General features: G+C 41.1%; 26 protein-coding genes and 1 riboswitch. Of the genes, 16 read left to right on the forward strand and 10 right to left on the reverse strand.

From position 1 onward, the window contains the following. Window positions 1–81: 81 nt before the first annotated feature. Window positions 82–1,047, forward strand: coding sequence for a permease (locus tag IM507_RS09485; RefSeq protein WP_287636928.1), 966 nt, complete (start codon window positions 82–84; stop codon window positions 1,045–1,047). A gap of 118 nt (window positions 1,048–1,165) precedes the next feature. Here the strand turns inward: IM507_RS09485 and IM507_RS09490 are convergent, their stop codons facing one another. Both IM507_RS09490 and IM507_RS09495 read right to left on the reverse strand, forming a co-directional pair. Further along, window positions 1,166–3,799 (reverse strand): tetratricopeptide repeat protein, encoded by a 2,634-nt coding sequence (locus tag IM507_RS09490; protein WP_287636929.1) that lies wholly within the window; start codon window positions 3,797–3,799, stop codon window positions 1,166–1,168. Beyond that, window positions 3,768–5,189: a hypothetical protein gene (locus IM507_RS09495; RefSeq protein WP_287636930.1), complete on the reverse strand. Its 1,422-nt coding sequence runs from the start codon at window positions 5,187–5,189 to the stop codon at window positions 3,768–3,770. Before IM507_RS09495 ends, IM507_RS09490 begins: the two co-directional genes overlap by 32 nt. A gap of 282 nt (window positions 5,190–5,471) precedes the next feature. Beyond that, window positions 5,472–5,606: riboswitch (guanidine-I (ykkC/yxkD leader) on the forward strand. Window positions 5,607–5,674: 68 nt separating this feature from the next. Between IM507_RS09495 and IM507_RS09500 the strand changes: the two genes are divergently transcribed. The 10 genes from IM507_RS09500 (at window position 5,675) to IM507_RS09545 (ending at window position 14,290) form a co-directional block, all read left to right on the forward strand. Beyond that, entirely contained in the window at window positions 5,675–6,853 is a 1,179-nt protein-coding gene (locus IM507_RS09500; RefSeq protein WP_069474976.1) for an agmatinase family protein, read from the forward strand. Window positions 6,854–6,859: 6 nt separating this feature from the next. Continuing rightward, window positions 6,860–7,216 (forward strand): hydrogenase maturation nickel metallochaperone HypA, encoded by a 357-nt coding sequence (gene hypA, locus IM507_RS09505; RefSeq protein WP_002760929.1) that lies wholly within the window; start codon window positions 6,860–6,862, stop codon window positions 7,214–7,216. Window positions 7,217–7,274: 58 nt separating this feature from the next. After that, window positions 7,275–7,964 carry a hydrogenase nickel incorporation protein HypB gene (gene hypB / locus IM507_RS09510; protein WP_016515019.1) on the forward strand — a complete coding sequence of 230 codons (690 nt, stop codon included), beginning with the start codon at window positions 7,275–7,277 and terminating at the stop codon, window positions 7,962–7,964. A 63-nt stretch (window positions 7,965–8,027) separates the two neighbouring features. Next, complete coding sequence (locus IM507_RS09515) at window positions 8,028–9,068, forward strand: ABC transporter substrate-binding protein (RefSeq protein WP_287636931.1); 1,041 nt, start codon at window positions 8,028–8,030, stop codon at window positions 9,066–9,068. A gap of 86 nt (window positions 9,069–9,154) precedes the next feature. After that, window positions 9,155–9,970, forward strand: coding sequence for an ABC transporter permease (locus tag IM507_RS09520; protein ID WP_123230514.1), 816 nt, complete (start codon window positions 9,155–9,157; stop codon window positions 9,968–9,970). Between the two features lie 70 nt (window positions 9,971–10,040). Then, on the forward strand, window positions 10,041–10,799 hold the full coding sequence (locus IM507_RS09525; RefSeq protein WP_002760935.1) for an ABC transporter ATP-binding protein: 759 nt from the start codon (window positions 10,041–10,043) through the stop codon (window positions 10,797–10,799). Between the two features lie 301 nt (window positions 10,800–11,100). Continuing rightward, the gene (locus tag IM507_RS09530) at window positions 11,101–12,063 is read left to right on the forward strand and encodes an orange carotenoid-binding protein (RefSeq protein WP_002777584.1); all 963 of its coding nucleotides are present in this window, start codon (window positions 11,101–11,103) and stop codon (window positions 12,061–12,063) included. A 166-nt stretch (window positions 12,064–12,229) separates the two neighbouring features. Beyond that, entirely contained in the window at window positions 12,230–12,619 is a 390-nt protein-coding gene (locus IM507_RS09535; protein ID WP_002777582.1) for a hypothetical protein, read from the forward strand. Window positions 12,620–12,786: 167 nt separating this feature from the next. Next, on the forward strand, window positions 12,787–13,302 hold the full coding sequence (locus IM507_RS09540; protein ID WP_123230515.1) for an alpha/beta hydrolase: 516 nt from the start codon (window positions 12,787–12,789) through the stop codon (window positions 13,300–13,302). 73 nt (window positions 13,303–13,375) lie between these two features. Continuing rightward, window positions 13,376–14,290: a DNA adenine methylase gene (locus IM507_RS09545; protein ID WP_002733157.1), complete on the forward strand. Its 915-nt coding sequence runs from the start codon at window positions 13,376–13,378 to the stop codon at window positions 14,288–14,290. Window positions 14,291–14,390: 100 nt separating this feature from the next. Here the strand turns inward: IM507_RS09545 and IM507_RS09550 are convergent, their stop codons facing one another. The 7 genes from IM507_RS09550 to acnB form a co-directional block, all read right to left on the reverse strand. Next, window positions 14,391–15,287, reverse strand: coding sequence for a polyphosphate kinase 2 family protein (locus IM507_RS09550; RefSeq protein WP_069474980.1), 897 nt, complete (start codon window positions 15,285–15,287; stop codon window positions 14,391–14,393). Window positions 15,288–15,465: 178 nt separating this feature from the next. Beyond that, window positions 15,466–15,807 (reverse strand): XisI protein, encoded by a 342-nt coding sequence (locus tag IM507_RS09555; RefSeq protein ID WP_002732365.1) that lies wholly within the window; start codon window positions 15,805–15,807, stop codon window positions 15,466–15,468. Next, complete coding sequence (locus IM507_RS23490; RefSeq protein WP_002734274.1) at window positions 15,800–15,946, reverse strand: element excision factor XisH family protein; 147 nt, start codon at window positions 15,944–15,946, stop codon at window positions 15,800–15,802. Before IM507_RS23490 ends, IM507_RS09555 begins: the two co-directional genes overlap by 8 nt. A 94-nt stretch (window positions 15,947–16,040) precedes the next feature. Next, window positions 16,041–16,394, reverse strand: a complete 354-nt coding sequence (locus IM507_RS09560; RefSeq protein ID WP_002732513.1) for a hypothetical protein — start codon at window positions 16,392–16,394, stop codon at window positions 16,041–16,043. A gap of 131 nt (window positions 16,395–16,525) precedes the next feature. Further along, the gene (locus IM507_RS09565; RefSeq protein ID WP_002746336.1) at window positions 16,526–16,792 is read right to left on the reverse strand and encodes a BrnA antitoxin family protein; all 267 of its coding nucleotides are present in this window, start codon (window positions 16,790–16,792) and stop codon (window positions 16,526–16,528) included. Beyond that, complete coding sequence (locus IM507_RS09570; RefSeq protein ID WP_002735016.1) at window positions 16,740–17,033, reverse strand: BrnT family toxin; 294 nt, start codon at window positions 17,031–17,033, stop codon at window positions 16,740–16,742. The genes IM507_RS09565 and IM507_RS09570 overlap by 53 nt, the downstream gene beginning before the upstream one ends. Window positions 17,034–17,172: 139 nt before the next feature. Then, a complete protein-coding gene (gene acnB / locus IM507_RS09575; protein WP_287636932.1) occupies window positions 17,173–19,782 on the reverse strand; it encodes a bifunctional aconitate hydratase 2/2-methylisocitrate dehydratase in 2,610 nt (869 codons plus the stop codon). A 159-nt stretch (window positions 19,783–19,941) separates the two neighbouring features. Between acnB and deoC the strand changes: the two genes are divergently transcribed. The 3 genes from deoC (at window position 19,942) to hisG (ending at window position 22,356) form a co-directional block, all read left to right on the forward strand. After that, on the forward strand, window positions 19,942–20,619 hold the full coding sequence (gene deoC, locus IM507_RS09580; protein WP_069474985.1) for a deoxyribose-phosphate aldolase: 678 nt from the start codon (window positions 19,942–19,944) through the stop codon (window positions 20,617–20,619). Between the two features lie 237 nt (window positions 20,620–20,856). Then, a complete protein-coding gene (locus tag IM507_RS09585) occupies window positions 20,857–21,648 on the forward strand; it encodes an HAD family hydrolase (RefSeq protein WP_069474986.1) in 792 nt (263 codons plus the stop codon). A 60-nt stretch (window positions 21,649–21,708) separates the two neighbouring features. After that, entirely contained in the window at window positions 21,709–22,356 is a 648-nt protein-coding gene (hisG, locus tag IM507_RS09590) for an ATP phosphoribosyltransferase (protein ID WP_002794444.1), read from the forward strand. Window positions 22,357–22,512: 156 nt separating this feature from the next. Here the strand turns inward: hisG and chrA are convergent, their stop codons facing one another. After that, window positions 22,513–23,670, reverse strand: a complete 1,158-nt coding sequence (gene chrA, locus IM507_RS09595; RefSeq protein ID WP_002732200.1) for a chromate efflux transporter — start codon at window positions 23,668–23,670, stop codon at window positions 22,513–22,515. Window positions 23,671–24,185: 515 nt separating this feature from the next. On the opposite strand from chrA, the gene IM507_RS09600 reads away from it, so the two are divergent. Together IM507_RS09600 and IM507_RS09605 are read left to right on the forward strand one after the other, a co-directional pair. After that, the gene (locus IM507_RS09600) at window positions 24,186–24,605 is read left to right on the forward strand and encodes an element excision factor XisH family protein (protein WP_002764234.1); all 420 of its coding nucleotides are present in this window, start codon (window positions 24,186–24,188) and stop codon (window positions 24,603–24,605) included. Then, window positions 24,590–24,928 carry a XisI protein gene (locus IM507_RS09605; RefSeq protein WP_002732736.1) on the forward strand — a complete coding sequence of 113 codons (339 nt, stop codon included), beginning with the start codon at window positions 24,590–24,592 and terminating at the stop codon, window positions 24,926–24,928. Before IM507_RS09600 ends, IM507_RS09605 begins: the two co-directional genes overlap by 16 nt. Window positions 24,929–25,340: the final 412 nt, after the last annotated feature.

Raw genomic sequence — 25,340 nt, forward strand, 5'->3', positions numbered from 1 at the left:
AAGAAATTAATTTGGCACGACTACTTACTTTTTACCTTATCTGCTATTTTGTAGGATAGCTTCCGATCTTGAACCCTATTCATGAATCAAATTTCTATCGCCGTTACTTTTTTTCTTAGTTTAGTCTTGACCTCGCTTCCCTTTTTACTTTTCGGGGCAGCCGTTTCCAGTTTTTTGCTGGTTTTCGTCAATAAACAGCGATTAGCGGCGATATTTCCCCGTAATCGACTGTTAAGAGCGATCGTTGGCAGTGCCATCGGATTAATCTTACCCGTCGGACAATACGGCACGATTCCCGTCGCTAGAAGATTTTTATTAGAGGGGGTACCCCCAGGGGTGGTGTTTAGCTTTCTCACCGCTGCACCTACCCTAAATATCGTCACTCTTTGGCTAACTTGGCAGACTTTCACCTATTCTAGTATTTTCTTCTATCGATCGCTTTCGGTCTGGTTAATGGCAATTTTTATCGGCACTCTCTTTAGTTTCTATCGGGAAAAACCCCGCACCGATAGTGAAATTCCCCTAGAATCGAGTTTAGTTCTTTCCGGTAGTTTTTTACCGGAGGAAGCAGCCAGTCAACCCCTACAAAGAGTCGGCAGTCTTGTTTATGAGTATAAAACTAGAGATAGGCAAGCTTGGCCAATTTCTGTGCAGTTATTTCTCGATAACTTTATCGATGAAGCACTGGAATTAGGGGGATTATTAATTATTGGCTGTGCGATCGCTAGTGTCTTTCAGTTATTATTACCTCAGAGTCAATTAATTGCCTGGGGGAATACTCCCGTTACTCAAATTCTCGTGCAGTTGTTTTTTGGTTTCACTCTCCCTGTTAATGCCAGTCTTAGCACTTTTGTCCCCGGTTCTTTAATTACTAATCTGTCCGTGGGTTCCACTCTAGCTTTTTTACTGGTCGCTTCCCTCATTGATATTAAAGCTTTTATCCTTCTCCTATCAGCTTTCCGTCCTAAAATCGTCCTTTATTTCGGAATTTTATGCCTGTTAATGAGTTTTTTAGTGGCTCTGATCCTCAGTTTTTATCTAGGTTGAATTTCTTCCGGGTCAAAAAAATTTTCTCTTGACAAAAGCCCCTTGACATGATACTGTATTCATAGTGGAAAATCCGTGCGCCTACGAACCCTATTTTCCTAAGCATTTAAACTCTAACTCATCTTAATTCTGCTTGTCGGAGTTGCGACAACATAGTTTTATAGTTCTCCATAATTGTTTGGCTATCGGGATGATTGTCTCCTAATACTTGGGTAGCAATCTTAATCGCTTCTCGATAGAGAGGTTCCGCTTCTGTGTACCTGCCTTGGGAATCGTACAATGCTGCTAAATTGTTGAGGGAAGTTGCCACATCGGGATGATTGTCTCCTAAGAGTCGTTTTCTCAAATCTAATGCTTCTAGATAGAGAGGTTCCGCTTCTGAGTATCTACCTTGGGATTCGTACAATCCTGCTAAATTGTTGAGGGAAGTTGCCACATGGGGATGATTGTCTCCTAAGAGTCGTTTATACAAATCTAATGCTTCTAGATGGAGAGGTTCTGCTTCTGTGTACCTGCCTTGGGAATCGTACAATGCTGCTAAATTGTTGAGGGAAGTTGCCACATGGGGATGATTGTCTCCTAAGAGTCGTTTTCTCAAATCTAATGCTTCTAGATAGAGAGGTTCCGCTTCTGAGTATCTACCTTGGGATTCGTACAAGTGTGCTAAATTGTTGAGGGAAGTTGCCACATGGGGATGATTGTCTCCTAAGAGTCGTTTATACAAATCTAATGCTTCTAGATGGAGAGGTTCTGCTTCTGTGTACCTGCCTTGGGAATCGTACAAGTGTGCTAAATTGTTGAGGGAAGTTGCCACATCGGGATGATTGTCTCCTAAGAGTCGTTTTGTCAAATCTAAAGCTTCTAGATAGAGAGGTTCTGCTTCTGAGTATCTGCCTTGGGAATCGTACAATGCTGCTAAATTGTTGAGGGAAAGTGCCACATGGGGATGATTTTCTCCTAAGCGAGTTCGAGTTGCGGTTAAACAAGCTTGATAGTAAGGTTCAGCAATAGCATACAATCCTTGTCCTTTATAATAACGAGCTAAACCCGTATAGGACGAAACTAAATCCTCATCAGCGATATATTGGGGATATTCCCTGACAGCTTGTTCAATATGGGGAATTAAGGGAGTCAGATTTTGAATAATATCTAGAGTAGGAGTTTCGGGGACTGTTCTCGATGTATCTGTCATCACCGTACAATAACGACTTTTTGCGGTATTGGCTATCTCGGAACCTTCTAATTTTTCCCGTAGATAAAGACGGATGAGGGGATGCAGTTGATACCATTCATTGCCTAAAGATTTCAGCAAATTAAGCTTAACCAAGCTATCGGTTAACCATTTTTCTATCTCGTCTTTAGCTTCATCAGAAAATAAACTGATGATTAAGTGCTTGGGAAAAGGTGCCGAAGCAAATAAACTGAGATAAAGAGCTAATTTTTGTTCTTCTGTTTCTAACAGTTGCCAACTGAGATCGAGAATTGTTTTAATACTGCGGACTTCCTCCTTATCAGAGTTGAGATATTTTAAGCCTTTTTTGGGGAATTTTTCCTTGATATTTGCTAAAGTTTCAGTGGTTGCTTGTCTCAGAAAACTGCCTAGTAATTGTAATCCTAGAGGCAAATATCCTAAACACTGACAAAGTTGCTTGGCTGCCTCTAACTCCGCGGTTAGACGTTCTTTTCCTAAGTAGGTTTGCAGTAAATCTAAAGCTTGCGCTGCTGTGAGAACATCTAAGTTTATCGTTGATAGCGATACCCCTAAGTAACTAAAGCGAGTGGTAATTAAAACCCGAAAACGAGATTCTTTTCCTGATGGTAGATAAGATGTAATTTGGTCGTAGTCACGCACATCATCAAAAATAATTAAAGCATTTCCCTCGGGCCAATTTTGCCAACAGTAACGCACTCGTTCACTTAAGGTTCCCTGATTGGGGATGTTTAAACCCAGGTATTCTCTGGCAAAAAATAAAATAGCCAAACCGGGGTCACTGTTAAGGACATTTATCCAACAAATACCCGCAGGATAATCCCCTTTATGTTGCCAAGCATACTGTAAAGCTAATTCAGTTTTTCCCGAACCTCCCATCCCACTTAAAACAATTGGGGAAGATTGCTGAAAAGCTTGATGAATCCGGGATAATTCCTGTTCTCTACCAACAAAGTTAACTGCTGTTCCTGGTAAATTATAGGGATCATGAACGGTATTTTTATCGGTAAATAGCTGATTATAGTTGGTAGCTTGGGTTGAATTTTCTGTTAAAAATAACCGCAGGAAAAACCAAGAATTTAAATCTGGCATATACCGAATAACTTTGTTAGTAAAATCATGATTCATCCACCAAATTTGTCGGAGATTAAAGCGAGCTAAATTTTCTCGATTGAAATTAATTAATTGCAAGGCATCTACTAGGGAAGCATTAGAAAAAGCGGTTTCAAAACCAGTAATTGATACTACTCCCGACTCCAATTCTGCCAATTGTGTTAACAAGAAGTTCAAGACAAAAGAGGGTTTTTCCCATCTTGGTAAGACAATTTTATGAAAAATAATGCCTTGTTCTTGCAGTTTATTCTCTAATTCTCTAACTACTTGCTGACGGGAAAAATCATCATAAAATTCCACCCTAGCTAAACCTCTAGATGGTCTTCGTCCCCATAATAGCAAACGAGCTGCCGTATGGGAAATAGTACCCGGTTCTAACTCCGATCGATTAGTTTGATTAACTTGATGTACCACCGGGGACACCTCCATCGGGACCAGTAGGAATATGACCTTGAGCATTTAAAATATCAACCACAAGGGGATGCACCATAAAGCATCTTTCCCCGTCTCCATCTACTTCTTGAATCGCTCGATCATTTAATAAAGCGTATAATATCTCATTGGGAATTTGTGCTTCTGGATTAGCATCATAAATTCGTTTTAACAATAATACCTTATCCCCATAACTAACAGAATCGATATCATAAGGATTTTGGCCTAAACGTCTTTCATATTCTGTTCTTAAACTGCGAATTGCCCTGCTAATATGACTAGACATGATCAGATTTTGTTGATTGACAATTGCCTCATCAGAAGCTTCTCTAACTAAATAAAATAAATCTCTGATATTGCCACCAGAGGCAATAATAACCCGCTCTATTTGTCCATCTTCAAATAAATTAGATTTAACTCTTGCTTCTAAAACTTTTCTAACCGCTTCCCGTCCTTTTTGGTTAGGAGTATGATCTTTTTGGCAAAAAACTGGAGTATCGGGAATCAGGAGATTATGGTCAAAAGTGAGGTTAATCCCAGGAGATGAATTATACAATCCAATCGGAATATTAAAAATAATGTGAATGTCTAAATCTTTGAAAATGTTAGAATAGTTTAAAAATAAATCCCTGACCGCTTCTTGTGAAACACCAGCTTTATCGAAGTCTTCTCCAATAATTAACCAGCTTCTCTGCATAGTTTCCTGTAAGTTCTGATTACACTCTTTCAGGAGTTGATTAGCAATATTAATTAAATCTCTGGAACGGGAAAGACGGTATTCAACAACTTTTTTCTCTCGCGAGGAAGCAAACCGGAATTCTCCCTTGAGAGAGGCAAAAAGTCCGAGAATTTTATTCCAGAAAGAATCTTCCTTTACTCCCGCTCCTGCTTCCGTTTTGATTTGACTTTCTCTGGTTTCCTTGCGGGTAAATTCTTCAGAACTAAACCAATCCCAAAGCTTTTGTAAATTTTCATCACTGGGTTGTCGAGAAATTTTAGCGGTTTTCTCAACAATTTCCACCACCATAAAGAGAAACACATCAAGGGGACTGAAATTAATCGCATCGAGTTCACTTAAAACACTAAATCGCAGGGGTTCAAAATGCTGTTTAATCTCATGATCATTAATTAAACGAGTTAATTCTGTCGATTTGCCTACCCCCGTGTGTCCCATTAAACAGGCTTTGTAATATTGTTGCGTATCTATGACCCGTTTTAACCCTAATTTTAGACGCTGAATTTTATCTTCCCCTCTCACTTTATTCATTTCTTCTCGATAAAAAGCATCTATTTCCTTCTGAGTTAATAGGGGTTCAGGAGATATAGTTAAATGGATTTCATCAAGAGTAGTCGCAGGTTCAAAGCGAGTCAGAGAGGGGTGTTGCATAGAGACAGGAAAAATCATTCTCTGGAGATACTTTTTATTATATAAGTAGCTGGTTATAATTAAATTAAAAATGGATTTTAGGTTCGATCCCCCCTAGCCCCCCTTGATAAGGAGGATGCCGATCCCCCCTTAGTCCCCCCTTTAATCCCCCCTTAATAAGGGGGGCATCTGAAAGTTTTTAATACCCACCTAATTATTCAGCAAACCATATTTAAGCGGGAAAAAATCCCCTTTTGTGTAGTCTATGATACTGTTTTTGGGATTGAGATCGTCTAATGTCAAGAAAATTGCTTCTAGGGTTCCGATTTAAGCGTCCTTAAATGTCAGGTCCGAGAGGAGCAAGCTAGTCTTAAATGAGCGGATCAAACATTTTTTCCGTCTAAGCTGGCTACACGGCGGGATAAAAGCCCGGGAGACTTTAAGGATAACTGTTTTGAGGCAGTGTCTTTGAAGACTCCCGGGTTATTGTATTTTGAGGTAAAATGATGTCCGAGGAATCTACTTTTCAACCCCCTCATGTAACTGAAGCTCAACAGGCCCTAGAAAAAGAACGCCATTTGCCCCTAACCGGTTGGCAACAGGAAGTTTCCCAGGGGTTAACCTACGGTTTAGAGGCGGCCGATAGTATTCGCGATCGCAGTATTCCCACCTTTTCCAGGGGTGAGTTACCCCACTATGCGGGAATTAACACCTTTATGAAGGCCCCCTATTTGGAAGATGTGCGGAATGTGGGCAATTATGACGTGGCCATCGTCGGTGTTCCCCATGATTCGGGGACAACTTACCGACCCGGAACTCGTTTTGGACCCCAGGGAATTCGGCGGATTTCGGCCCTTTATACGCCCTACAATTTTGAATTAGGGGTAGATTTGCGCGAACAAATTACGCTCTGTGATTTAGGGGATATTTTCACCATTCCTGCTAATAATGAAAAGTCCTTCGATCAAATCTCTAAAGGGGTTGCCCATGTCTTTAGTTCCGGTGCCTTGCCGATTATTTTAGGGGGTGATCATTCTATTGGTTTTCCGACAGTGCGGGGTATTTGTCGGCATTTAGGGAATAAAAAAGTTGGTATTATTCACTTTGATCGCCATGTGGATACCCAGGAAACGGATTTAGATGAACGGATGCACACTTGCCCCTGGTTTCATGCCACCAATATGAAAAATGCTCCTGCTAAAAATCTCGTCCAATTAGGGATTGGTGGTTGGCAAGTTCCCCGTCAAGGTGTTAAAGTTTGCCGCGAGCGGGCCACTAATATTTTGACCGTCACCGACATTGTGGAACGAGGCATTGATGCGGCCGCCGAATTTGCCTTAGAACGAGCTTTAGATGGTACGGATTGCGTTTGGATTAGTTTTGATATTGATTGCATTGATGCCGGTTTTGTCCCCGGCACGGGTTGGCCAGAACCGGGGGGTTTATTACCCCGTGAAGCCTTAGCTTTATTAGGTAAAATTATCCAAAAAGCTCCCATTTGTGGTATGGAAGTGGTGGAAGTTTCCCCTCCCTACGATATTAGTGATATGACCTCTTTGATGGCTACCCGTGTTATTTGTGATGCCATGGCCCATCTGGTTATTTCAGGTCAATTACCGCGTAAAGAAAAGCCCTATTATATTCATCCTGATGCCAATCTGGCCGTTGACGAACCCTGGCAGTAATTTCCTATGCACGAAACTGATATGACCAAGGCGTTAATTATGACAGTTCGAGATTGGTATGATAGCCAACCTGAAAAGCTCAAAATTGAAAAAATTCATCTCATGGTTGGTGAATTTACCTGTGTCGAACCAGTCAGTTTACAATTTGCCTTTGAAGTTCAAACTGCCAATACTTTTCTGGCTGGCGTGGAATTAGCGATTAAAAATATTCCCCTAATTGCTTATTGTCATTGCTGTCAAAAGGATTATCAACCCCAAATTGGCCAGCAATATTCCTGCCCAACTTGTCGATCGCCGATGGAGGATATTCGTTCAGGTCGAGAGTTAAAAATTGACCACATTGAATATTCTTTAGATTCTTAAACAAAGTTGGGCGATCGCTTCTACAAGTTCGATGATCAATTATTCATTCTCAACTAAAATGCACCAAACTTTTGACGCAGCCCTAGAAATTAATCTACTTCATGCCAATCAAGCAGGAGCCGATCACAACCGGGAACATTTTGACGAGTGGGGCATCACCTGTTTAAACCTGATGAGTAGTCCTGGTGCGGGTAAAACTGTATTATTGGAAAAAACCCTCGCAGCCTTAAAAGATCAATTAAAAATGGCTGTTATTGAAGGCGATATGACTACAGAACTAGATGCAGAGCGCCTGAGACAATATGGAGTTCCGGTAATTGCCATTAATACGGGTCGCTCCTGTCACTTAGATTCCAAAATGGTAGCTGGGGGAATTCATCGTTTCAAAGAAGATTATAACCCCAAAGAGTTTGATTTATTGTTGGTGGAAAATGTGGGAAATTTAGTTTGTCCCGCCGAATTTGAGGTAGGGGAACACGCTAAAGTTGCTCTATTAAGTATTACTGAAGGAGAAGATAAACCCCTCAAATATCCAATTATGTTTCAAGAAGCGGATTGTCTGATTATTACCAAATTAGATCTGGCTCCTTATTTAGAGATTGATTTAAAACGTTTAGAAGCAAATGTTCGCTCCATGAATCCCGATGTAAAGATTATTGCTCTTTCTGCTCAAACAGGAGAAGGTTTAGAAGACTGGTTAAATTGGCTAAAAAGCCAAGTCAATATTCCGAGGTTTTTGAATTGTTAATCAGTAACAGTTTTTGAGATTTATTTCTGTTTTACTAGCTGTCATCTCTAAAGGCTATTACCTATGAAACGGCGCCATTTTTTCTCCTTACTTCTCGTTTTTTTTAGTAGCTTACTCCTGACCATTAGTTGTAATCAAGCTCCTCAGCAAACCCCCAATGCAAGTAGTTCTCTGAGTAATACTGCCCCGATTGTCATCGGTTATAGTAATTGGGCCGGTTGGTGGCCATGGGCGATCGCTGAAGAAGAGGGATTATTTGCTAAAAATGGGGCTAATGTTCAAATGAAATGGTTTGATGGTTATCTTGAATCCTTACAAGCTTTGGCCGCCGGACAATTAGATGGAAATAGTCAAACTCTCAACGATACAATCGCTTTTGCGGGAGATGCAGTGAATGGTCAAGTTGCTGTTTTAGTTAATGATAACTCGTCAGGAAATGACAAAGTTATTGTCACAGAAGAGATTAAAACGATTCAAGATTTAAAAGGCAAAAAAGTTGCTGCTGAAGAAGGCGTTGTCGGTGATTTTCTCCTCAGTTTAGCTCTAGAAAAAGAAGGAATGAGCCGTAAAGATGTGCAAATTGTCCCCATGGAAACAGGGGCTGCTGCCGCCGCTTTTGCATCGGGAAAAGTAGATGCAGTTGGTGCTTTTCCACCTTTTTGGTCAACAGCCCTTAAAAGAAAAGGTTCTAAAGAATTAATTAGTTCCAAAGCTTTTCCCGGTGCTATTCCCGATTTATTAGTTGTCAGTGCCAAATTAATCAAAGAAAAACCAGAACAGGTTCAGGCTCTTGTCAAAACCTGGTTTGATGTTCGAGAGTTTATGGCTAAAAATCCCCAAAAAGCCGATGAGATTATGGCCAAGCGTGCCGGCATTAGCCCAGAAGAATTGGCCTTATATAAAGAGGGAACGAAGTTTTTCACCTTAGAAGAAAACTTAGAAGCTTTTAGTCCGGGGAAAACCATGAAAAATATGCCCTTTGCCGCTCAAAAAATGGCTGGTTTTATGAGGGAAGTTGGCTTTATTAAAAAAGTCCCCGATCTAACAACCATTTTAGAGCCCAAATTTGTCAAGTCGTTGGCAAATCAAGACAAAAAATCCTAATTAGTCCCTCGATCATTGACTTCAAGAATTGTTTGATAACTGGGTGATATTGGCTATCAAAATTATTCTTTTCTTTGGCAAATCCCATGACCACAACACCTAAAACGCTTCCTCAAAGCACTTTTTGGCGGATTACCGAGGATATTCCCGAATCCCTCAAATGGACTTTAATGGTTTCCTCTATTATTGTCCCGCTTATTTTCTGGTTACTAATCTCTAGTTTTGCGGGCATTGAATCCGTATTTTTGCCTTCTCCTTTAGCCGTTATTCAGGTCCTAGGAAAATTGGCAGAACAGGGCTTTTTAATTCAAGATACTATTACCAGTTTTTTACGAGTAGTTGGGGGCTTTTTTTGGGGAGGATTGTTTGCTATTCCCCTGGGGATTTTAATGGGAACTTTTCCGAGTATTCGTAGTTTAATGGAACCGATCATTGGCGTTGTACGTTATATGCCCGCTCCTGCTTTTATTCCCCTATTGGTTATTTATTTGGGTATTGGAGAAACATCAAAGATTATGCTCATTTTTATCGGGACAATTTTCTTTAATACCCTGATGATTATGGATGCAGTTAAGTTCATTCCCCGTGAATTGATCGAAGTAACTTATACCCTTGGAGGAACTCGAAAACAGGTTTTATTTAAAGTGATTACTCCCTATATTATTCCTAATGTTATCGATACTTTTCGTGTTAATATGGCAGCCGCCTGGAATTTGGTAGTGGTGGCGGAATTGGTGGCGGCCGATAATGGATTAGGCAAACGGATTTTATTGGCCCAGAAATTTCTGAGAACCGATGAAATTTTTGCCTGTTTAATTGTCCTGGGAATTATTGGCTTTGCCCTAGATTTAAGTTTTCGTTTGTTTTTGCAGTGGACTTGTAAATGGTCAATTACTCGTTAACTTAAAAACTCAATAACAGAGTTGATTATGTCACCAATAAAGTTATTTTAATGATAAGAGAAGAACCTTAATGCACTTAGAAATTACTCAACTCAATAAAATTTTCACCACTAAACGAGGTGCTGTGGTCGCTCTGAAAGATATTAATTTACACGTTGAAAGTGCTGAATTTGTCTGTGCGGTCGGGGCCTCTGGTTCGGGAAAATCAACTTTGTTGCGAATGATTGCGGGTTTAGAGCTGCCCACTTCCGGCAAAATTACCGTTGATGGTGTTGAAGTGACAGGGCCAGGAGCCGATCGCGGCATGGTTTTCCAAAATTATACACTCTATCCCTGGATGACGATCCAAAAAAATGTTGAATTTGGCTTAAAACTACAGGGATTATCGACAAAAGAATGCTGGGAAGTGGCCTGTTATTATCTGGATATTGTCGGTTTAACTCAATTCGCTAATGCTTACCCCAGAGAACTATCGGGTGGGATGAAACAACGGGTAGCGATCGCCCGTTCTCTTGCTTGTCATCCCAAAGTTTTATTAATGGACGAACCCTTTGCAGCTTTAGATGTACAAACCAAAGAAAGAATGCACGAATATTTAATTGAAATTTGGCAAAAAATTAGGTGTAGTATTTTAATGATTACCCATGATGTGGATGAAGCGGTTTTTTTAGCTCAACGTATTTATGTTTTGAGTGCTAGGCCCGGGACTATACAACGAGAATTAACAATTAATTTACCCCTAGATCGTAATCATAAAATTAAACGACAAGCTCAGTTTTATGACTATACCGATGAAATTTACGGCCTGCTACGGGGTGAGAAATCCTAGAAAAAACTAGGGATGATCAAGAGTAGTCCCGGGTTGAAAACGAGTTAGAGCAGCAAAAATCATCCTCTAGAGATACTTTTCATTATCTAGCATCGCCAAACAGCGATCGCTCGCTGCTGCCGCCAACCCTAAATAAGTGATGGAACAGTTGTTCAACCATTAAGATTTTGTGATAATCCCGGGTAAGTGTGATCTAAAGTACAGCTTTTTTTGGGAAAGTTTCTCTAGTGGTGCTGCCTTGGGGCGCAAATATGATAGAATGAGGGTAAATTGATACAAAACTTTACTTCAAGGTGAATCTATGCCGTTTACGATCGAATCAGCGCGGAGCATTTTCCCCAACACGCTGTCAGCGGATGTGGTTCCTGCCACGATTGCGCGTTTCAATCAGCTGAATACCGAAGATCAACTAGCCTTGATTTGGTTTGCCTATCTAGAAATGGGCAAAACCATCACCGTTGCCGCCCCCGGCGCTGCTAGTATGGTCTTTGCCGAAAAAACCATGAATGAAATTCGGCAGATGTCACCCCTGCAACAGTCGCAGGTGATGTGCGACTTAGCCAACCATGCTGACACCCCGATTTGTCGTACCTATGGCACTTGGTCTGCTAATATCAAGCTGGGATTCTGGTATCAATTAGGACAATGGATGGAAGATGGCAGTGTTGCCCCAATTCCCAAGGGTTATGAACTATCTGCTAATGCTAGTGCCGTTTTAGACGGGATTAAAAAATTAGAGTCGGGACAACAAATCACCGTTCTGCGGAATTGTGTGGTCGATATGGGCTACGATCCGAAGAAACTGGGCGATTATAACCGTATTTCCGAACCCGTGGTTCCTCCCCAAAATATTGCCGAACGGACCAAAGTTAGCATTGAAGGCGTTACCAATGCCACCGTCCTCAACTATATGGACAACCTCAACGCTAATGACTTTGATGTATTAATTGAATTATTCACCCCTGACGGCGCTCTGCAACCACCTTTCCAACGTCCCGTCGTCGGTAAAGAGGCAGTATATCGCTTTTTCCGCGAAGAATGCCAAAATTTAAAATTAATCCCCGAACGCGGTGTGGTGGAACCCGCCGATGACGGTTTTACTCAGATTAAAGTGACGGGAAAAGTACAAACCCCCTGGTTTGGTGCGGGTGTGGGTATGAATATGGCATGGCGCTTCCTCCTAACTCCTGATAATAAAATTTTCTTCGTGGCGATCGATTTATTAGCTTCTCCGAAAGAATTATTAAACTTTGCCCGTGGCTAAATAGCTACTGAGAGAAATCATTAAAAATTCTGATGAAACTTATTAGAGTTCCTTGTCAAGTGAACTCTTTTTTTTATACAATTAAAAGGCTGACTTAAAAAAATTGGTAAATACACCGGTTTCTTCTGCGATCTAGGTAAGAATAACTAAACAATCATTCTTACAGATGTGGGCGAAAAGAGTCGAGGTAGTTCAAAAACCCAAAATTATCATCCCTAAAACTAAAATCATGCCTATGAGTGAAATAATTTGGTCAGATACCGAACAAGAAATTGCTCAAACTGCTTTCCAAAAAGCTTATCAGCGAGAAACTAGGACTTTAATAGAACATATTAAAGAACAGTCTGGTCAGATCACGGTTTTAGATGATATCTGGCAAATGCACGATTATCTAAGCGCCCGACGACATCAGATTGATGGTAAATATGAGTATCGCTATACTTCCCTAATTTTTGTCTTTGCTCAACTATTAAAGGAAGGATGGTTGAAGCTAGAGGATCTCAACGGTTTGGAAAAAGATAAACTAGCAAAAATCGCTGCCCTCTCGCGAATGTAAATTAATGATTGGCATTAAGCTATCAGCTTTCTGCTTCTAGTTGGGTGACTAGAAAATTCATCTCTAGATAACCAACACCGTCTTCAGTTTTTCCTAAGCGGCAACCAATTTCGCTAGAATGAGTCAATCATCCTGATCGCTTTTCGCTTGTTTTGTACCTTTGGTTTATGTTCAAAAATCTTTTACTTCCCCTAGGAATATCTATCTTTCTCGGTGTTTGTCAGCCTTTGTCAGCCGCCGAATCAGCTATCATCAAATACTACATCTTCCAAGGGTCCGTATCGGTATCAGAATTAAAGCAATTGAGCGAAACAGGCGAATTAGCCCCCGCTTTAGCGGCACAATTAAAGATGGCTAACCAAAAACCTGAAGAATTCCGCAAAATCCTTAATCGTCGGGTAGCGGTGGATGCCGTCTTTCTTTCCAAATTTCTTAATAGTTTTTTTGGCGAAAGTTTGCTAGATTATGCGACTGAAATTGTCCATACCCCCAATAGAGCTGCTAGTCGGCAAGCTTTACGCGGTGCCTTAGTCACTTCTGCACTTAATGATAATGAGATTCAAATCATCGAAGTCCTCGCTAATTATCCCACCAGCGAGGTTCATGTGGATGGCAATCGTCTGCTGGATTTAATCAACCAAATTGAGTCAGTATTGAAAAAAATGCCCCGTTTACCTTTCTGATATCAAATCCGCCTTTCAGGTTTTCATGAATTGCGCTGTAAATTGAATAGATTAGGATAATCTGGTAGGAATAATGACCACTTCTTTGTCTGAAAGGAAAACAGTTAGTGCCAAACCTTTTTTAAAGTGGGCGGGAGGCAAAACTCAACTGGTTCCCAATATTCTATCTTTGATTAATTCCCAGATTTCTCAAAATTGTCAGTTTAACTACATTGAACCTTTTGTCGGAGGTGGGGCAGTTTTATTCTCAGTCTTAAATGATTTTTCTCCTGTCCAAAAAGTCATTATTAATGACATTAATCCTGATTTAATCATGGCTTATAATGTTATTAAAAATAATGTCAAAGAATTAATAGTCAAGCTTAAAAAAATTCAGCAGGATTTTTATGAACTTAAAAATCTAGAGGAACAACAAAAGTTTTTTTTGGATAAAAGAATAGAATTTAATTCTCGCAGCTGCGATGACTGTCTAGAAAAAACAGTTTTGTTATTATTTCTCAATAGAACTTGTTTTAATGGACTTTATAGAGTCAATAGCAAAGGACTTTTTAATGTCCCCTTTGGAAAATATGTCAAACCGTTGATCTGCAATGAAGAAAACTTATTAGCTGTCAATCATCATTTACAGAAAGTGACGATCCTACAAGGAGATTTTGTCCAAACTCTAAATTATGCCAATAACAAGACTTTATTTTATTTTGATCCTCCCTATAAACCGATTAAAAAAACATCAGCTTTTACCTCTTATACCAAAGAAGATTTTAACGATGAGGAGCAAATGCGATTAAAACAATTTATCGATCAAGTCGATCGAGCGGGTTATAAATTTATTTTAAGCAATTCCGACCTTAAAAACTTTGACTCTGACAATAATTTTTTTGATGACTTATATAAAAATTATAATATTCAAAGGGTAAAAGCCCGAAGAAATATTAATTCCCAGGGCAATAATAGGGGAGAAATCTGGGAATTACTGATCAATAACTGACAAAAATTCAGCCTAACAGAAAAGACGACATGAATAAAAATATTTCTTCAAGAGATCGATTTTCTGGCAATTATCGCTTTTTCGGGATTTTCTTCCATTTTTAATCTGGCTCGTTTTCGAGGATTTCTTTGGCTTTCAGTAAAGCTTGGCGATGTTCTTCCGTGACGGTGGGATATCGTAAACCGAGGGATTCCAGGGTGTGATAAATAACCGCCCCCACAGCTAAACGGGTAAACCATTTGCGATCAGCCGGGATAATATACCAGGGGGCCCACTCGGTACTGGTATGATTGAATACCTCCTCGTAGGCTTTCGTGTAATCATCCCAAAAAGCTCTTTCTTTGACATCATTTTCGGAAAACTTCCAGTTTTTTTCGGGGCGATCAATTCTTTCTAAAAATCGTTTTTTCTGTTCTTCTTTAGAAACATTGAGAAAGAATTTTAGGACAATAACCCCATTGTTAACTAGATATTTTTCAAAATTATTAATCTCCTCAAAACGTCGCTGCCAAACTTTCTTGGTTCTGTCTTCTGGGGGGAGTTTTTGCCGTTCCAATAAATCTTGATGGACGCGCACGACTAATAATTCTTCGTAGTAGGAACGATTAAAAATACCGATACGACCCCGCTCTGGTAAAGCTTTATAATATCGCCAGAGATAATCGTGATCTAGTTCTTCGGCCGAGGGAACTTTAAAGCTAAATACCTGACAGCCTTGGGGATTTAAGCCCGACATAACGTGTCTGATCGTACCATCTTTACCCGCCGCATCCATGGCTTGCAGATTAATTAAGAGGGCATAGGTATCCTGGGCATAGAGTTTATCTTGAAACTCGGCCATTTTTTCGATCCCCTGTTGCAGCAGCAGTGTGGCATCTTCTTTGGTAATGTAGTCTGGCTTAAACCCAGGATCGTAGTCTTTGTGCAGAGAAATTTCTTTACCCGGTGGCACGATTAAGGATTGTAAAAATGCTTGGCGATCAATTTTGCTGACCATGCTCTTCTCCTTGATTGTTTTGACCCCTAAAATTACATTGTAGCACTTTTGCTCGGAAAATATCCAACCCTTGAACTGGCGAGTCAAGGATGAAGTGGCAGCAATGACCGAGAAACAAGTATATTTAAATACTCGATTTTAGCGACTCCTCATCTGAAGAGAAAGTAAAGAATAATTTTTAGGCGATCGCAAACTCGGTAAACTGACGCACTTCGGGAGGTTGAAAAGCTAAAACTATCTCACTGCTGGGAATTCCTAAGCGCATTAATTCCGTGGCGATACCTGCTTCTGTCCAATCTTCTTCAATATAAATTTTGTCATTTTTTAGACGAAGATAAACGGAAATTGCTTTAATTCGTTTGCCATTTTTCCAGTCAATATTAAACCAAAGATATTGGCTTCTATTATCGTCAAATATCAATATTTCTTCCATGTCTTGATCGGGTACTTGTGAGAAAATTTCTGCATATTTTGTGAGAATTTTCTTGATTATGCTTTGATAATAATTTAGTTTATCCATTGGACGATTCCTCCTGATTAGTGTCAACAATTAACAATAAAATTTGATACTTTTGCAAGATTATTTGTATGGCAGCTTGAGCGAAAAACTTTTCATAAATTTCTTGTCCGATTAAAAAAATAAAGAAATTAATACACACAAGATATTTATTACAATGGTTCTTCGTTACTTGGTATGGTTCGATAGGGTGGCATAAATCGACTAAATCCTTATCTGGCAAGAGATTTAATTGATTAGTTCGCTCCAGATCGCAAACAATTGACAAAAATCGCAGTAATGTCTGTTTCTATAAGGGTTTCATCCCTTATAACCCCGTCCATTGCATAAGACAAACCGAAGAACCGAAATTCGGTTCCTTGTTGAATAAGGGAAAGGGCTGTACTCAATGGACGTTGTGCTTGTTTCCAATATTGCTCAGATGACAATTGATCGATTACTTCTTCATTCTCATCGCTATAATACACATTATAAAAATATTCCGCATCCTTAAGTTTTGTAGATAAACTTATCAGCGTATCCCAAGCCAGATTTAAAAAATCAATGCCAGCGGATTTAAAATCATCTCCAGTCGGTACATCTATAATCATAATTTTTCGTACTCACTTTTATCATTTCATTTAAGGCGATTTATTGGTAAATGAGATTGTGTGGCTTTTCATCCCGCTCAAAATGATAGCGAACTTTTTTATTGTGTGGCTTGTACCCGAACTAAACTTGACTATACTTTGTGAGCCTCCGCATAAATCCGTAAAGCGGCGGACATTTTTTGTTCACAATCCTCGCCCTGTGATTGAAACCAAGCTAGGGTTTCGGGATCTACTTGAACAAGAACATTTACTTTCTCTACAGGTTTCCACCACCGCGATTTACTAAAAAACTCCTCGGTTAAGGGCGGAATATCGGATGTGTCGATTTCCTCTTCCGTAAGAGCGTCAACTTTCTCCCAATTCGTCTCGGAGGTATTGTTCATATCGTTTTCGTTCATAGGGTAAAGCTTTACGAAGTGAAATAATACGAATTGTATCTCTACTCGGTTCTGTAAAAACGACAACTACCACTCGGCCATCGAGCGTACCGATTCCTATCAATCGATCTTCGCCATAATTTTCTCGTTCGTCAAGGGAAACTCGAATGGGATGTTCAAATATCCGCTGCGCGTCCGCGAAGTCTAGATCGTGCTTGATGATATTCGCTCGGTTCTTTTGTCGATCCCACTCGAATTTCATATTTTTATTTTATCGAGTTGTCATTCCGTATATCGAAAAAAATCCTATAATTGTCGAAAATTTGATCGTTAGAGGGGTCATCTTGATCGAAATCAAAAGAAATCTTTCGCCTCGATCAAAATGACCCATAACCGGTCAACTAACTCAAAACACCAGAAGGAATCCCTAAGATATCCTCAATCTTAGGTAAATCTTCTAGGGGAATTACCCGGCCTTCATCCTCAAAACCAGCGATTTCATTAAAGTTCAAATAGCGGTATAAATCGCTGGCAAAAGGATTAATTTTCTCGGTGACAATTGCCAGGTATTCCTCAAGGGTGGGAATGCGTCCTAGCAGCGCACAAACCGCCGCTAATTCAGCGGAACCGAGATAGACTCGCGCATCTTTTCCCATGCGATTATTGAAGTTACGAGTCGAGGTAGAAAATACCGTCGCTCTGTCTTCAACCCGCGCTTGATTACCCATACAAAGGGAACATCCAGGCATCTCAGTACGGGCCCCAGAAGCGGCAAAAATGCCATACATTCCCTCATCGCGCAATTGTTTTTCATCCATGCGGGTGGGGGGACAAATCCACAGTTTAGCCTTAGCAACTCCTGCTCCTTCTAATATCTTAGCGGCGGCGCGATAATGACCGATATTAGTCATACAAGAACCGATGAACACCTCATCGATTTTATCCCCGGCACATTCCGACATTAACTTGATATTATCGGGGTCATTGGGTGCGGCGACAATTGGTTCTTTAATCTCGTTTAAATTGACGGTGATAATATCCGCATATTCGGCATCCTTATCCGCCTCCATCAGGACAGGATTAGCTAACCATTGTTCCATTTTTGCTACCCGACGTAGGATAGTTTTGGCATCACTATAACCCCGGGCCGCCATATTTTTTAACAGGGCCACATTAGAGCGTAAATATTCCGCCACTGTCTCGGTACTTAACTTAATCGTACAACCGGCGCAGGAACGTTCCGCCGTGGCATCGGTTAACTCAAAAGCCTGTTCTAATTTCAAATCCGGCAGCCCTTCCATCTCCATAATACGACCGTTAAAAACATTTTTTTTGTTCTGTTTTTCCACGGTTAATTTGCCTTCTTGCATGGCAACGTAGGGAATAGCATTAACAATATCGCGCAGAGTTACACCGGGTTGTAATTCCCCCGTAAAACGCACTAAAACCGATTCCGGCATATCCAAAGGCATTACTCCCAAAGCGGCCGCAAATGCCACTAAACCCGACCCCGCAGGAAAGGAAATTCCCAGGGGAAAACGAGTATGAGAATCGCCTCCAGTCCCCACCGTATCCGGCAATAACATCCGATTTAACCAGGAATGAATAATGCCATCTCCCGGACGTAAAGCCACCCCACCCCGGGTAGAGAAAAAGTCCGGTAATTGGTGATGAGTTTGAATATCAACCGGTTTGGGATAGGCTGCCGTGTGACAGAAACTCTGCATGACTAAATCGGCGCTAAAACCTAAACAGGCTAACTCTTTTAACTCGTCTCTGGTCATCGGGCCGGTGGTATCCTGAGACCCTACCGTAGTCATAATTGGGTCACAGGAAGTACCCGGCCGCACCCCGGGTAAACCGCAAGCTTTGCCGACCATTTTTTGCGCTAGGGTGTAACCTTTACCCGTGTCACTAGGCATAGTTGGACGAGTAAATAGGGTACTAGCCTCAAGTCCCAAGGCGTGACGGGTTTTATCGGTGAGACTGCGACCGATTAAGAGGGGAATACGACCGCCGGCGCGCACTTCATCCAGAATTGTCTCAGGTTTGAGGCTAAAAGTGCTAATAGTTGCGCCCGCTTCGTTGGTGATTTTGCCTTCGTAGGGATAGATTTTAATCACATCCCCCGTGTTCATTTGGCTAACATCGCATTCAATCGGTAAAGCGCCGGAATCTTCAGCAGTATTAAAGAAGATAGGGGCGATTTTACTACCTAAAATATAGCCACCAGCACGTTTATTAGGTACAAAGGGAATATCATCGCCGATATGCCAGAGAACCGAGTTAATTGCCGATTTTCGGCTGGAACCAGTCCCAACCACATCCCCCACATAGGCGACCGGATGGCCTAATTTTTTCAATTCGGCAATGGTTTCTAAGGACCCCGGTTGACGGGTTTCTAACATTACCAAGGCATGAAGGGGAATATCGGGCCGGGTGGTGGCATGGGGGGCAGGAGATAGGTCATCTGTATTGGTTTCTCCCGGTACTTTGAAGACGGTGACGGTAATTTCTTTAGCAAGTTTCGGTTTAGCGATAAACCAAGCGCCATTGGCCCAAGCATCGATGACCTGTTTAGCATAGGGATTGGTGTCGGATAATTCCAAAACCTCGTTAAATGCGTCGAATACCAGCAGGGTTTTACTTAAAGCGCTGGCAGCAGCGGCGGCGATATTAATATCTCTGGATTTCAGCAGTTCAATCAGAGAATGAACGTTATAACCACCTACCATGGTTCCCAGTAAGCTAACCGCACCCTGAGCGGAGATAACGCTAGATTTTATTTCACCTTTGGCAATTCCTGTTAAAAATCCCGCTTTAACGTAGGCCGCTTCGTCAACTCCGGGGGGAACACGGTCACGCAGCAGGGTCAGCAATTCTCCTTTGAGTTCTTCGGACGGATTTTTGAGCATTTCGCATAATTCCGCCGTTTGTTGAGCGTTGAGGGGAAGGGGAGGGATACCTAATTTCGCTCGGTCGGCAACGTGCTGATGATACGCTTCTAACATAGGTCTATTGTCTCCTAGTCTTCACTTGTGACGGTTTCTTCCTAGGTTACTGGATTTTTGCTAGTCTCGGAATTTCTAGGTTAACGAGAGATGACTTTGCTGTGTGACTTCCATAAAATGAGAAAATAGCGATCGATTGACTATATTGAGGCGTAGATAATGGCTATCACCGATTCTGATCTAGATTTAGCACAATATATCGACCATTCTCTCCTCATCCCCACCGCCACCAGGGAACAATTAGAGGCTTACTGTCAACAGGCTGATCAATATCATTTTCCCACCGTCTGCGTTTATCCCGCTGCCGTTAAGCAAGCGGTGCAGTTACTCCACGGCAAAAAAACTTTAGTTTCTACCGTGATTGGTTTTCCCGCAGGGGCCACTACCTCCACAGTTAAACGTTATGAGGCTTTAGAAGCCGTAGATAATGGTGCTAAGGAGTTAGAGGTGGTTATTAATCTCGGTTGGCTAAAAGATGGGAAATCCGAGGAATTATTCCAAGAAATTGCTAGTATTTGTCAGGAAACTGGCCAGACAGTGAAAGCGATTCTGGAAACCTCGCAACTGACGGACACCGAGAAACGTTTAGCGGCAGAAATTTGCATGGATGCAGGAGTGAGTTATCTAAAAACCAGTACCGGCTGGTTTGGAGGAGCAACGGTTAGCGATGTGAAGTTTCTCAAGGAAATTAGCAAAGGCCGGGTAGGAATTAAAGCATCCGGCGGAATTCGCACCCTTGAACAAGCGCTCGCTCTTATCCAGGCCGGGGCCACCCGTCTGGGAACTTCCCGCGGTGTCGATTTAGTCCGTCAGCAAAAAGCCGCTTTTGAGGAGTAATGCTAAATCCTGTTTAAAAGGTATAGGAAAGTGGGGTGTAGGGTAGTGGGGTAGTGGGGTGTAGGGTGTAGGGTGTGGGGTGTAGGGTGTGGGGTGTAGGGTGTGGGGTGTAGGGTAGTGGGGTAGTGGGGTAGTGGGGTAGTGGGGAGAATAAATAAAAAATAATCTCCTGTCTCCTGTCTCCTGTCTCCTGAATCCTGTCTCCTGAATCCTGTCTCCTTAATCCTGAAAGCTAAAATGATGACTGACAATATAGATAAAAATAAGGAGGTTTATTTGCCGATAATTCGCTGTGGTAATCGAGAATTTAGAGATATTCAAGGGATTGTTTTTGATAAGGACGGTACGCTAGAGGATTCGCGAGCTTTCTGGTACGATCGAGCTATAGCCCGGATACAAGCCATTGAATCGCAAATCCCTGGTTTAGAGTCTTTATTAACCAAAACTTTCGGTATTGGGGCAAATAGTCTCAATCCTGCTGGTTTAATGGCAGTGGGCAGCCGCAGAGATAATCATATCGTCGCTGCCGGTTGTATTGCTTCCACCGGCCGGGATTGGTTAACGGCCATGGCGATCGCAAAAGCGGCCTTTCAAGCGGCCGATGAAAAGGTTCCCCCCCGCTTAAATCCCCTCTATCCCCAATGTTTAGAAGTAATTCGTTATCTGCACGCGGCCGGTTTACAATTGGCGATTCTTTCCTCCGATACCACAGCACGAGTTGAGCAATTTGTCAAGGAAAATCACCTATTAAATTATATTAAAATTGTTCGGGGCTGCGATCGAGGTTTAAGTAAACCCGATCCCTTATTATTGCAAGAAACCTGTCAAGCTTTGGGGACCCCAGTGGACAAAACCCTGATGATAGGGGATACTAGGGCCGATTGGGAAATGGCTAAACAGGCAAAATCAGCAGCTGCGATCGCAATTAGTTGGCAACCGGAAAACCATCAAGATTTACAATTAGCTGATGTGGTCATTAGAGAACTTACTGCCATCTCAGTTATCAGAGGCGAATTTTCAGTTCACTGATTACTGATTACTGTTTACTGTTCACTGAAAAACCCCACACCCCAATTCATAATTCCCTCTATGCTAACAATTGCCTTACCGAAGGGTGCTTTACTAAACGAAAGTATCCAAATATTTCAAAAGATTGGCTTAGATTTTAGTGCCTTTCTTGACTCAAAAAATCGCCAATTACAGATTACCGATCCCACTAACCAAGCGAAAGCGTTATTAGTCAGAGCCACAGATGTACCAGTTTATGTAGAATACGGTCAGGCACAATTAGGCATCGCCGGTTATGATATTTTATTGGAAAAATCTCCCGATGTGGCTAATTTAATTGACCTAAAATTTGGTTATTGTCGGATGTCGGTAGCTGTCCCTGCTGATAGTCCCTATCAAAGTCCCTTAGATATTCCCCATCACGGTAAAGTTGCCTCAAAATTTGTCAATTGTGCTAAGGATTATTTTCGTCGTTTAGATATTCCCGTCGAGATTATACCTCTCTATGGTTCCGTAGAATTAGGCCCGATTACGGGGATGTCAGAAGCGATAGTTGACCTAGTTTCCACTGGTCGAACTTTACGCGAAAATGGTTTAGTAGAAATTGCCGAATTATTTGCTAGTAGCGCTCGATTAATCGCCCATCCTCTAAGCTATAGACTAAATCGCGATCAGATCTACAACTGGGTAGAAAAGCTCAGTTTAACGAATCAGCGCCCCCCTTATTAAGGGGGGATTAAGGGGGGATCAGCACCCCCCTTATTAAGGGGGGATTAAGGGGGGATCAGCACCCCCCTTATTAAGCGGGTATCAAGGGGGAATTAAGGGGGGATAAAAGGCAAAATCTATCTTAATATTCAATTAGAACCATTGACTTATTTCCCCCTAACCTAATTGTTTTAAGAGCAAACCAATAAGCGCACCAGCCAGAATTAACCAAGTAGAATTAACCTGAAAACGTAGTAAAAGAATACCAGAAACAATAGATAGAATGATAGCCAATAAATTAAAAGGTAAATTCCCGTAGGGTTGTAACCAAGTAGCTAGGGCTAAATTAAAAATAACTGCTGCCATTAAAGCCACAGCACTGGCATTAATCGCATCTAAAAAAGCACCTGCCCAAGCGGATTCTCTCAGCTTAGGAATGAGAGGATTAAGTAATAAAACAAAGATAAAAGAAGGAAAGAAAATCGCTAGAGTCGCCACAATTGCCCCCGATACTCCTAATATTTGATAACCGATAAAAGTGGATGTAGATAACACCGGTCCGGGGGTAAATTGACCCACAGCAATAGCATCTAATAATTGTTGCTGGGTTAACCATCCTTTCCCCTGCACTAAATCCCCTTCTAAAAAGGCAACTAACACATAACCACTACCAAATAAAACACTACCCACCTTGAGGAAAAATAGCCCTAATCCTGTTAATGTTGGTGGGATGTTGCTAGGAGTAGCAACCGCCGTCGCACCGCCTATTCCTGCCACAATCAGGGGAAAGGTAGCGAATTTTTTTAGGATAAACATCCCGATAATTCCCCCTAACAGTAAAGCGATAATTTCATTTAAACCTAAGATTAATAATCCGATAACTCCCAATCCGATGAAGAGTAATTGACGGGTTTTCAGTGCCTTTTTGCCTAGGCGCCAGAGGGCCTGAAAAATCACCGCAATTACTACCGGTTTAATCCCCGCAAAAATCGGAGCCACATCCGGTAAAGTCCCGTAGGTAGTATAAATCCAAGCTAGAAAACCCGTAATTAACACCGCAGGAGTGATAAAACAAACCCCCGTGATTATTAAACCCGCTAAACCACCAAAAATATAACCGATATGAATGGCCATTTCCGTGGAATTAGGACCGGGAATCAGATTAGTTGCCCCCACCAAATCGAGAAATCGCTCCTTAGTCATCCAACCGCGACGCTTAACCACTTCTTCCTCCATTAAAGCGATATGGGCAGCCGGACCACCAAAACCGATAATGCCGATTTTGAGAAATAAAAGGGCAAGTTGCGAGAGATTGGGAGGCGATGAAGTCAGCATTTTCTGATTACCAATAGTTTTTCTAGAATCAAGTTTATATCCAAAAGAATAAGCTTAAGTTAAATTCTTGGCTAGATTTCATCAATTCCAAAATTCCATAATTGCAAAAGTGTTTTACACAAACTCAATTATAAATATTTAATGCTCCCGTTCAAGTAAATTTGATACAAAAAAAGTTAAGAAAACTTTATAAATAATATTGATTAATTTGTCTATAATAGAACCCATTAATGCCAACTGAAACCATAATAAACCATAGACAATAATCAATTATCACAATCGATTCTAATCCATGCAAAAAAAACTCTATGGACAGCTTGCCGCCTAACACTAACCAGTTTTCAGATACCCAAGAGCCAGCAGCGAGTCCATCTCAGCGCCAAGCAGTGTCGGTCAATTATCCCGAACTGCTACCGGAATTGCTGTAGGCACTCGTCTTTTGATTTTTACAAGAGGTCTTGAGAACAGAAAAATTTGCTATACTGCTGATTAGAGTATTTATCCTCTGAATTTTTGTGTCTGCAAGAGATATTTACCACGACACTGTAAAACTTGCTTTAGAGAAGGACGGGTGGGCAATCACTCACGATCCTTTTCCACTTCAAATTGGCAAGAAGCGTTTATCCGCTGATTTGGGAGCAGAACGCTTAATCAGTGCGGAGAAAGAATTGCGGAAAATTGTCGTTGAAGTGAAAAGCTTTGTAGGACAGTCTGACGTAAAGGATTTACAGCAAGCTTTGGGGCAGTACGTCTTGTATCGTCAAATCCTTAACGAGATGAAAGTTGAGCGAGTTCTTTATCTGGCCATATCTCAGCCAACTTTTAACAGTGTTTTTAGTATAGAATTAGGGCAGGTATTGCTAAAGAATCAGATTGTGAAATTAATTGTCTTTGATGATGAAAGTGAGGTAATCGTGCAATGGATACCCGATTAAAATATCAAGGTATTATTAAGACTGTTCTCCAGAATCATGCTAACTATCGTGCTACTTTACCTGATGGCTACACTTCTCAGGTTATATTTGATGATGAACGAGGACATTATCTAGTTTTAGATTTCGGTTGGAGTGGTAATAAGTATCTCCATGCAACACCAATTCACCTTAGCTTGGTTGTCGATAAAGTCTGGATTCAATGTGATGAAACGGAGGAAGGCATAGCTACTGATTTGATGGAGGCAGGTATTCCCAAAGAAGATATAGTCCTGGGTTTTCGTTATCCTAAAATACGCAAATATACGGGATTTGCTGTGGCTTAGTGACCAGAAATGTTGAATCTGTGTATAAAACTTTATACACAAGCTTAAATTGCAAAAGTGTTTTATACAAACTCAATCATAAGTATTTAATACTACCGTTCAGGTAAATTTGATACAAAAAAAGTTAAGAAAACTTTATAAATAATATTGATTAATTTGTCTATAATAGAACCCATTAATGCCAACTGAAACCCATCACCACCCCCCTTATTAAGCTGTCCTTTAGTCACATCTTTCTTAACATTTCAAACCTTTGTAGCACAAGGCTTTCAAGACTCGGTTAACAATTTGTAATATTCCTTGTTGACACCCTTACAAAACAAAAAAAAAACTGAAATCAAGTCAGGATAAGGGTTGGAGTGCTTACTGCAAAAATTGTTAAGAAAGATCCCTATAAGGGATAGCCTTATTA

This window comes from Microcystis sp. M20BS1, from assembly GCF_020245305.1.
Classification (GTDB): domain Bacteria; phylum Cyanobacteriota; class Cyanobacteriia; order Cyanobacteriales; family Microcystaceae; genus Microcystis; species Microcystis ichthyoblabe_A.

What these genes read in the sequence shown, in the direction of transcription:
- IM507_RS09515 (WP_287636931.1), top strand. Translation starts at nt 8,028, where the DNA reads ATGAAACGGCGCCATTTTTTCTCCTTACTTCTCGTTTTTTTTAGTAGC.
- IM507_RS09540 (WP_123230515.1), top strand. Translation starts at nt 12,787, where the DNA reads ATGTTCAAAAATCTTTTACTTCCCCTAGGAATATCTATCTTTCTCGGT.
- IM507_RS09530 (WP_002777584.1), top strand. Translation starts at nt 11,101, where the DNA reads ATGCCGTTTACGATCGAATCAGCGCGGAGCATTTTCCCCAACACGCTG.
- IM507_RS09560 (WP_002732513.1), bottom strand. Translation starts at nt 16,394, where the DNA reads ATGATTATAGATGTACCGACTGGAGATGATTTTAAATCCGCTGGCATT.
- IM507_RS09490 (WP_287636929.1), bottom strand. Translation starts at nt 3,799, where the DNA reads ATGGAGGTGTCCCCGGTGGTACATCAAGTTAATCAAACTAATCGATCG.
- IM507_RS09555 (WP_002732365.1), bottom strand. Translation starts at nt 15,807, where the DNA reads ATGGATAAACTAAATTATTATCAAAGCATAATCAAGAAAATTCTCACA.
- IM507_RS09585 (WP_069474986.1), top strand. Translation starts at nt 20,857, where the DNA reads ATGATGACTGACAATATAGATAAAAATAAGGAGGTTTATTTGCCGATA.
- IM507_RS09525 (WP_002760935.1), top strand. Translation starts at nt 10,041, where the DNA reads ATGCACTTAGAAATTACTCAACTCAATAAAATTTTCACCACTAAACGA.
- hisG (WP_002794444.1), top strand. Translation starts at nt 21,709, where the DNA reads ATGCTAACAATTGCCTTACCGAAGGGTGCTTTACTAAACGAAAGTATC.
- IM507_RS09535 (WP_002777582.1), top strand. Translation starts at nt 12,230, where the DNA reads ATGTGGGCGAAAAGAGTCGAGGTAGTTCAAAAACCCAAAATTATCATC.
- IM507_RS09485 (WP_287636928.1), top strand. Translation starts at nt 82, where the DNA reads ATGAATCAAATTTCTATCGCCGTTACTTTTTTTCTTAGTTTAGTCTTG.
- IM507_RS09605 (WP_002732736.1), top strand. Translation starts at nt 24,590, where the DNA reads ATGGATACCCGATTAAAATATCAAGGTATTATTAAGACTGTTCTCCAG.
- IM507_RS09520 (WP_123230514.1), top strand. Translation starts at nt 9,155, where the DNA reads ATGACCACAACACCTAAAACGCTTCCTCAAAGCACTTTTTGGCGGATT.
- IM507_RS09545 (WP_002733157.1), top strand. Translation starts at nt 13,376, where the DNA reads ATGACCACTTCTTTGTCTGAAAGGAAAACAGTTAGTGCCAAACCTTTT.
- IM507_RS09500 (WP_069474976.1), top strand. Translation starts at nt 5,675, where the DNA reads ATGTCCGAGGAATCTACTTTTCAACCCCCTCATGTAACTGAAGCTCAA.
- IM507_RS09495 (WP_287636930.1), bottom strand. Translation starts at nt 5,189, where the DNA reads ATGCAACACCCCTCTCTGACTCGCTTTGAACCTGCGACTACTCTTGAT.
- hypA (WP_002760929.1), top strand. Translation starts at nt 6,860, where the DNA reads ATGCACGAAACTGATATGACCAAGGCGTTAATTATGACAGTTCGAGAT.
- deoC (WP_069474985.1), top strand. Translation starts at nt 19,942, where the DNA reads ATGGCTATCACCGATTCTGATCTAGATTTAGCACAATATATCGACCAT.
- IM507_RS09550 (WP_069474980.1), bottom strand. Translation starts at nt 15,287, where the DNA reads ATGGTCAGCAAAATTGATCGCCAAGCATTTTTACAATCCTTAATCGTG.
- acnB (WP_287636932.1), bottom strand. Translation starts at nt 19,782, where the DNA reads ATGTTAGAAGCGTATCATCAGCACGTTGCCGACCGAGCGAAATTAGGT.
- IM507_RS09570 (WP_002735016.1), bottom strand. Translation starts at nt 17,033, where the DNA reads ATGAAATTCGAGTGGGATCGACAAAAGAACCGAGCGAATATCATCAAG.
- IM507_RS09565 (WP_002746336.1), bottom strand. Translation starts at nt 16,792, where the DNA reads ATGAACGAAAACGATATGAACAATACCTCCGAGACGAATTGGGAGAAA.
- hypB (WP_016515019.1), top strand. Translation starts at nt 7,275, where the DNA reads ATGCACCAAACTTTTGACGCAGCCCTAGAAATTAATCTACTTCATGCC.
- chrA (WP_002732200.1), bottom strand. Translation starts at nt 23,670, where the DNA reads ATGCTGACTTCATCGCCTCCCAATCTCTCGCAACTTGCCCTTTTATTT.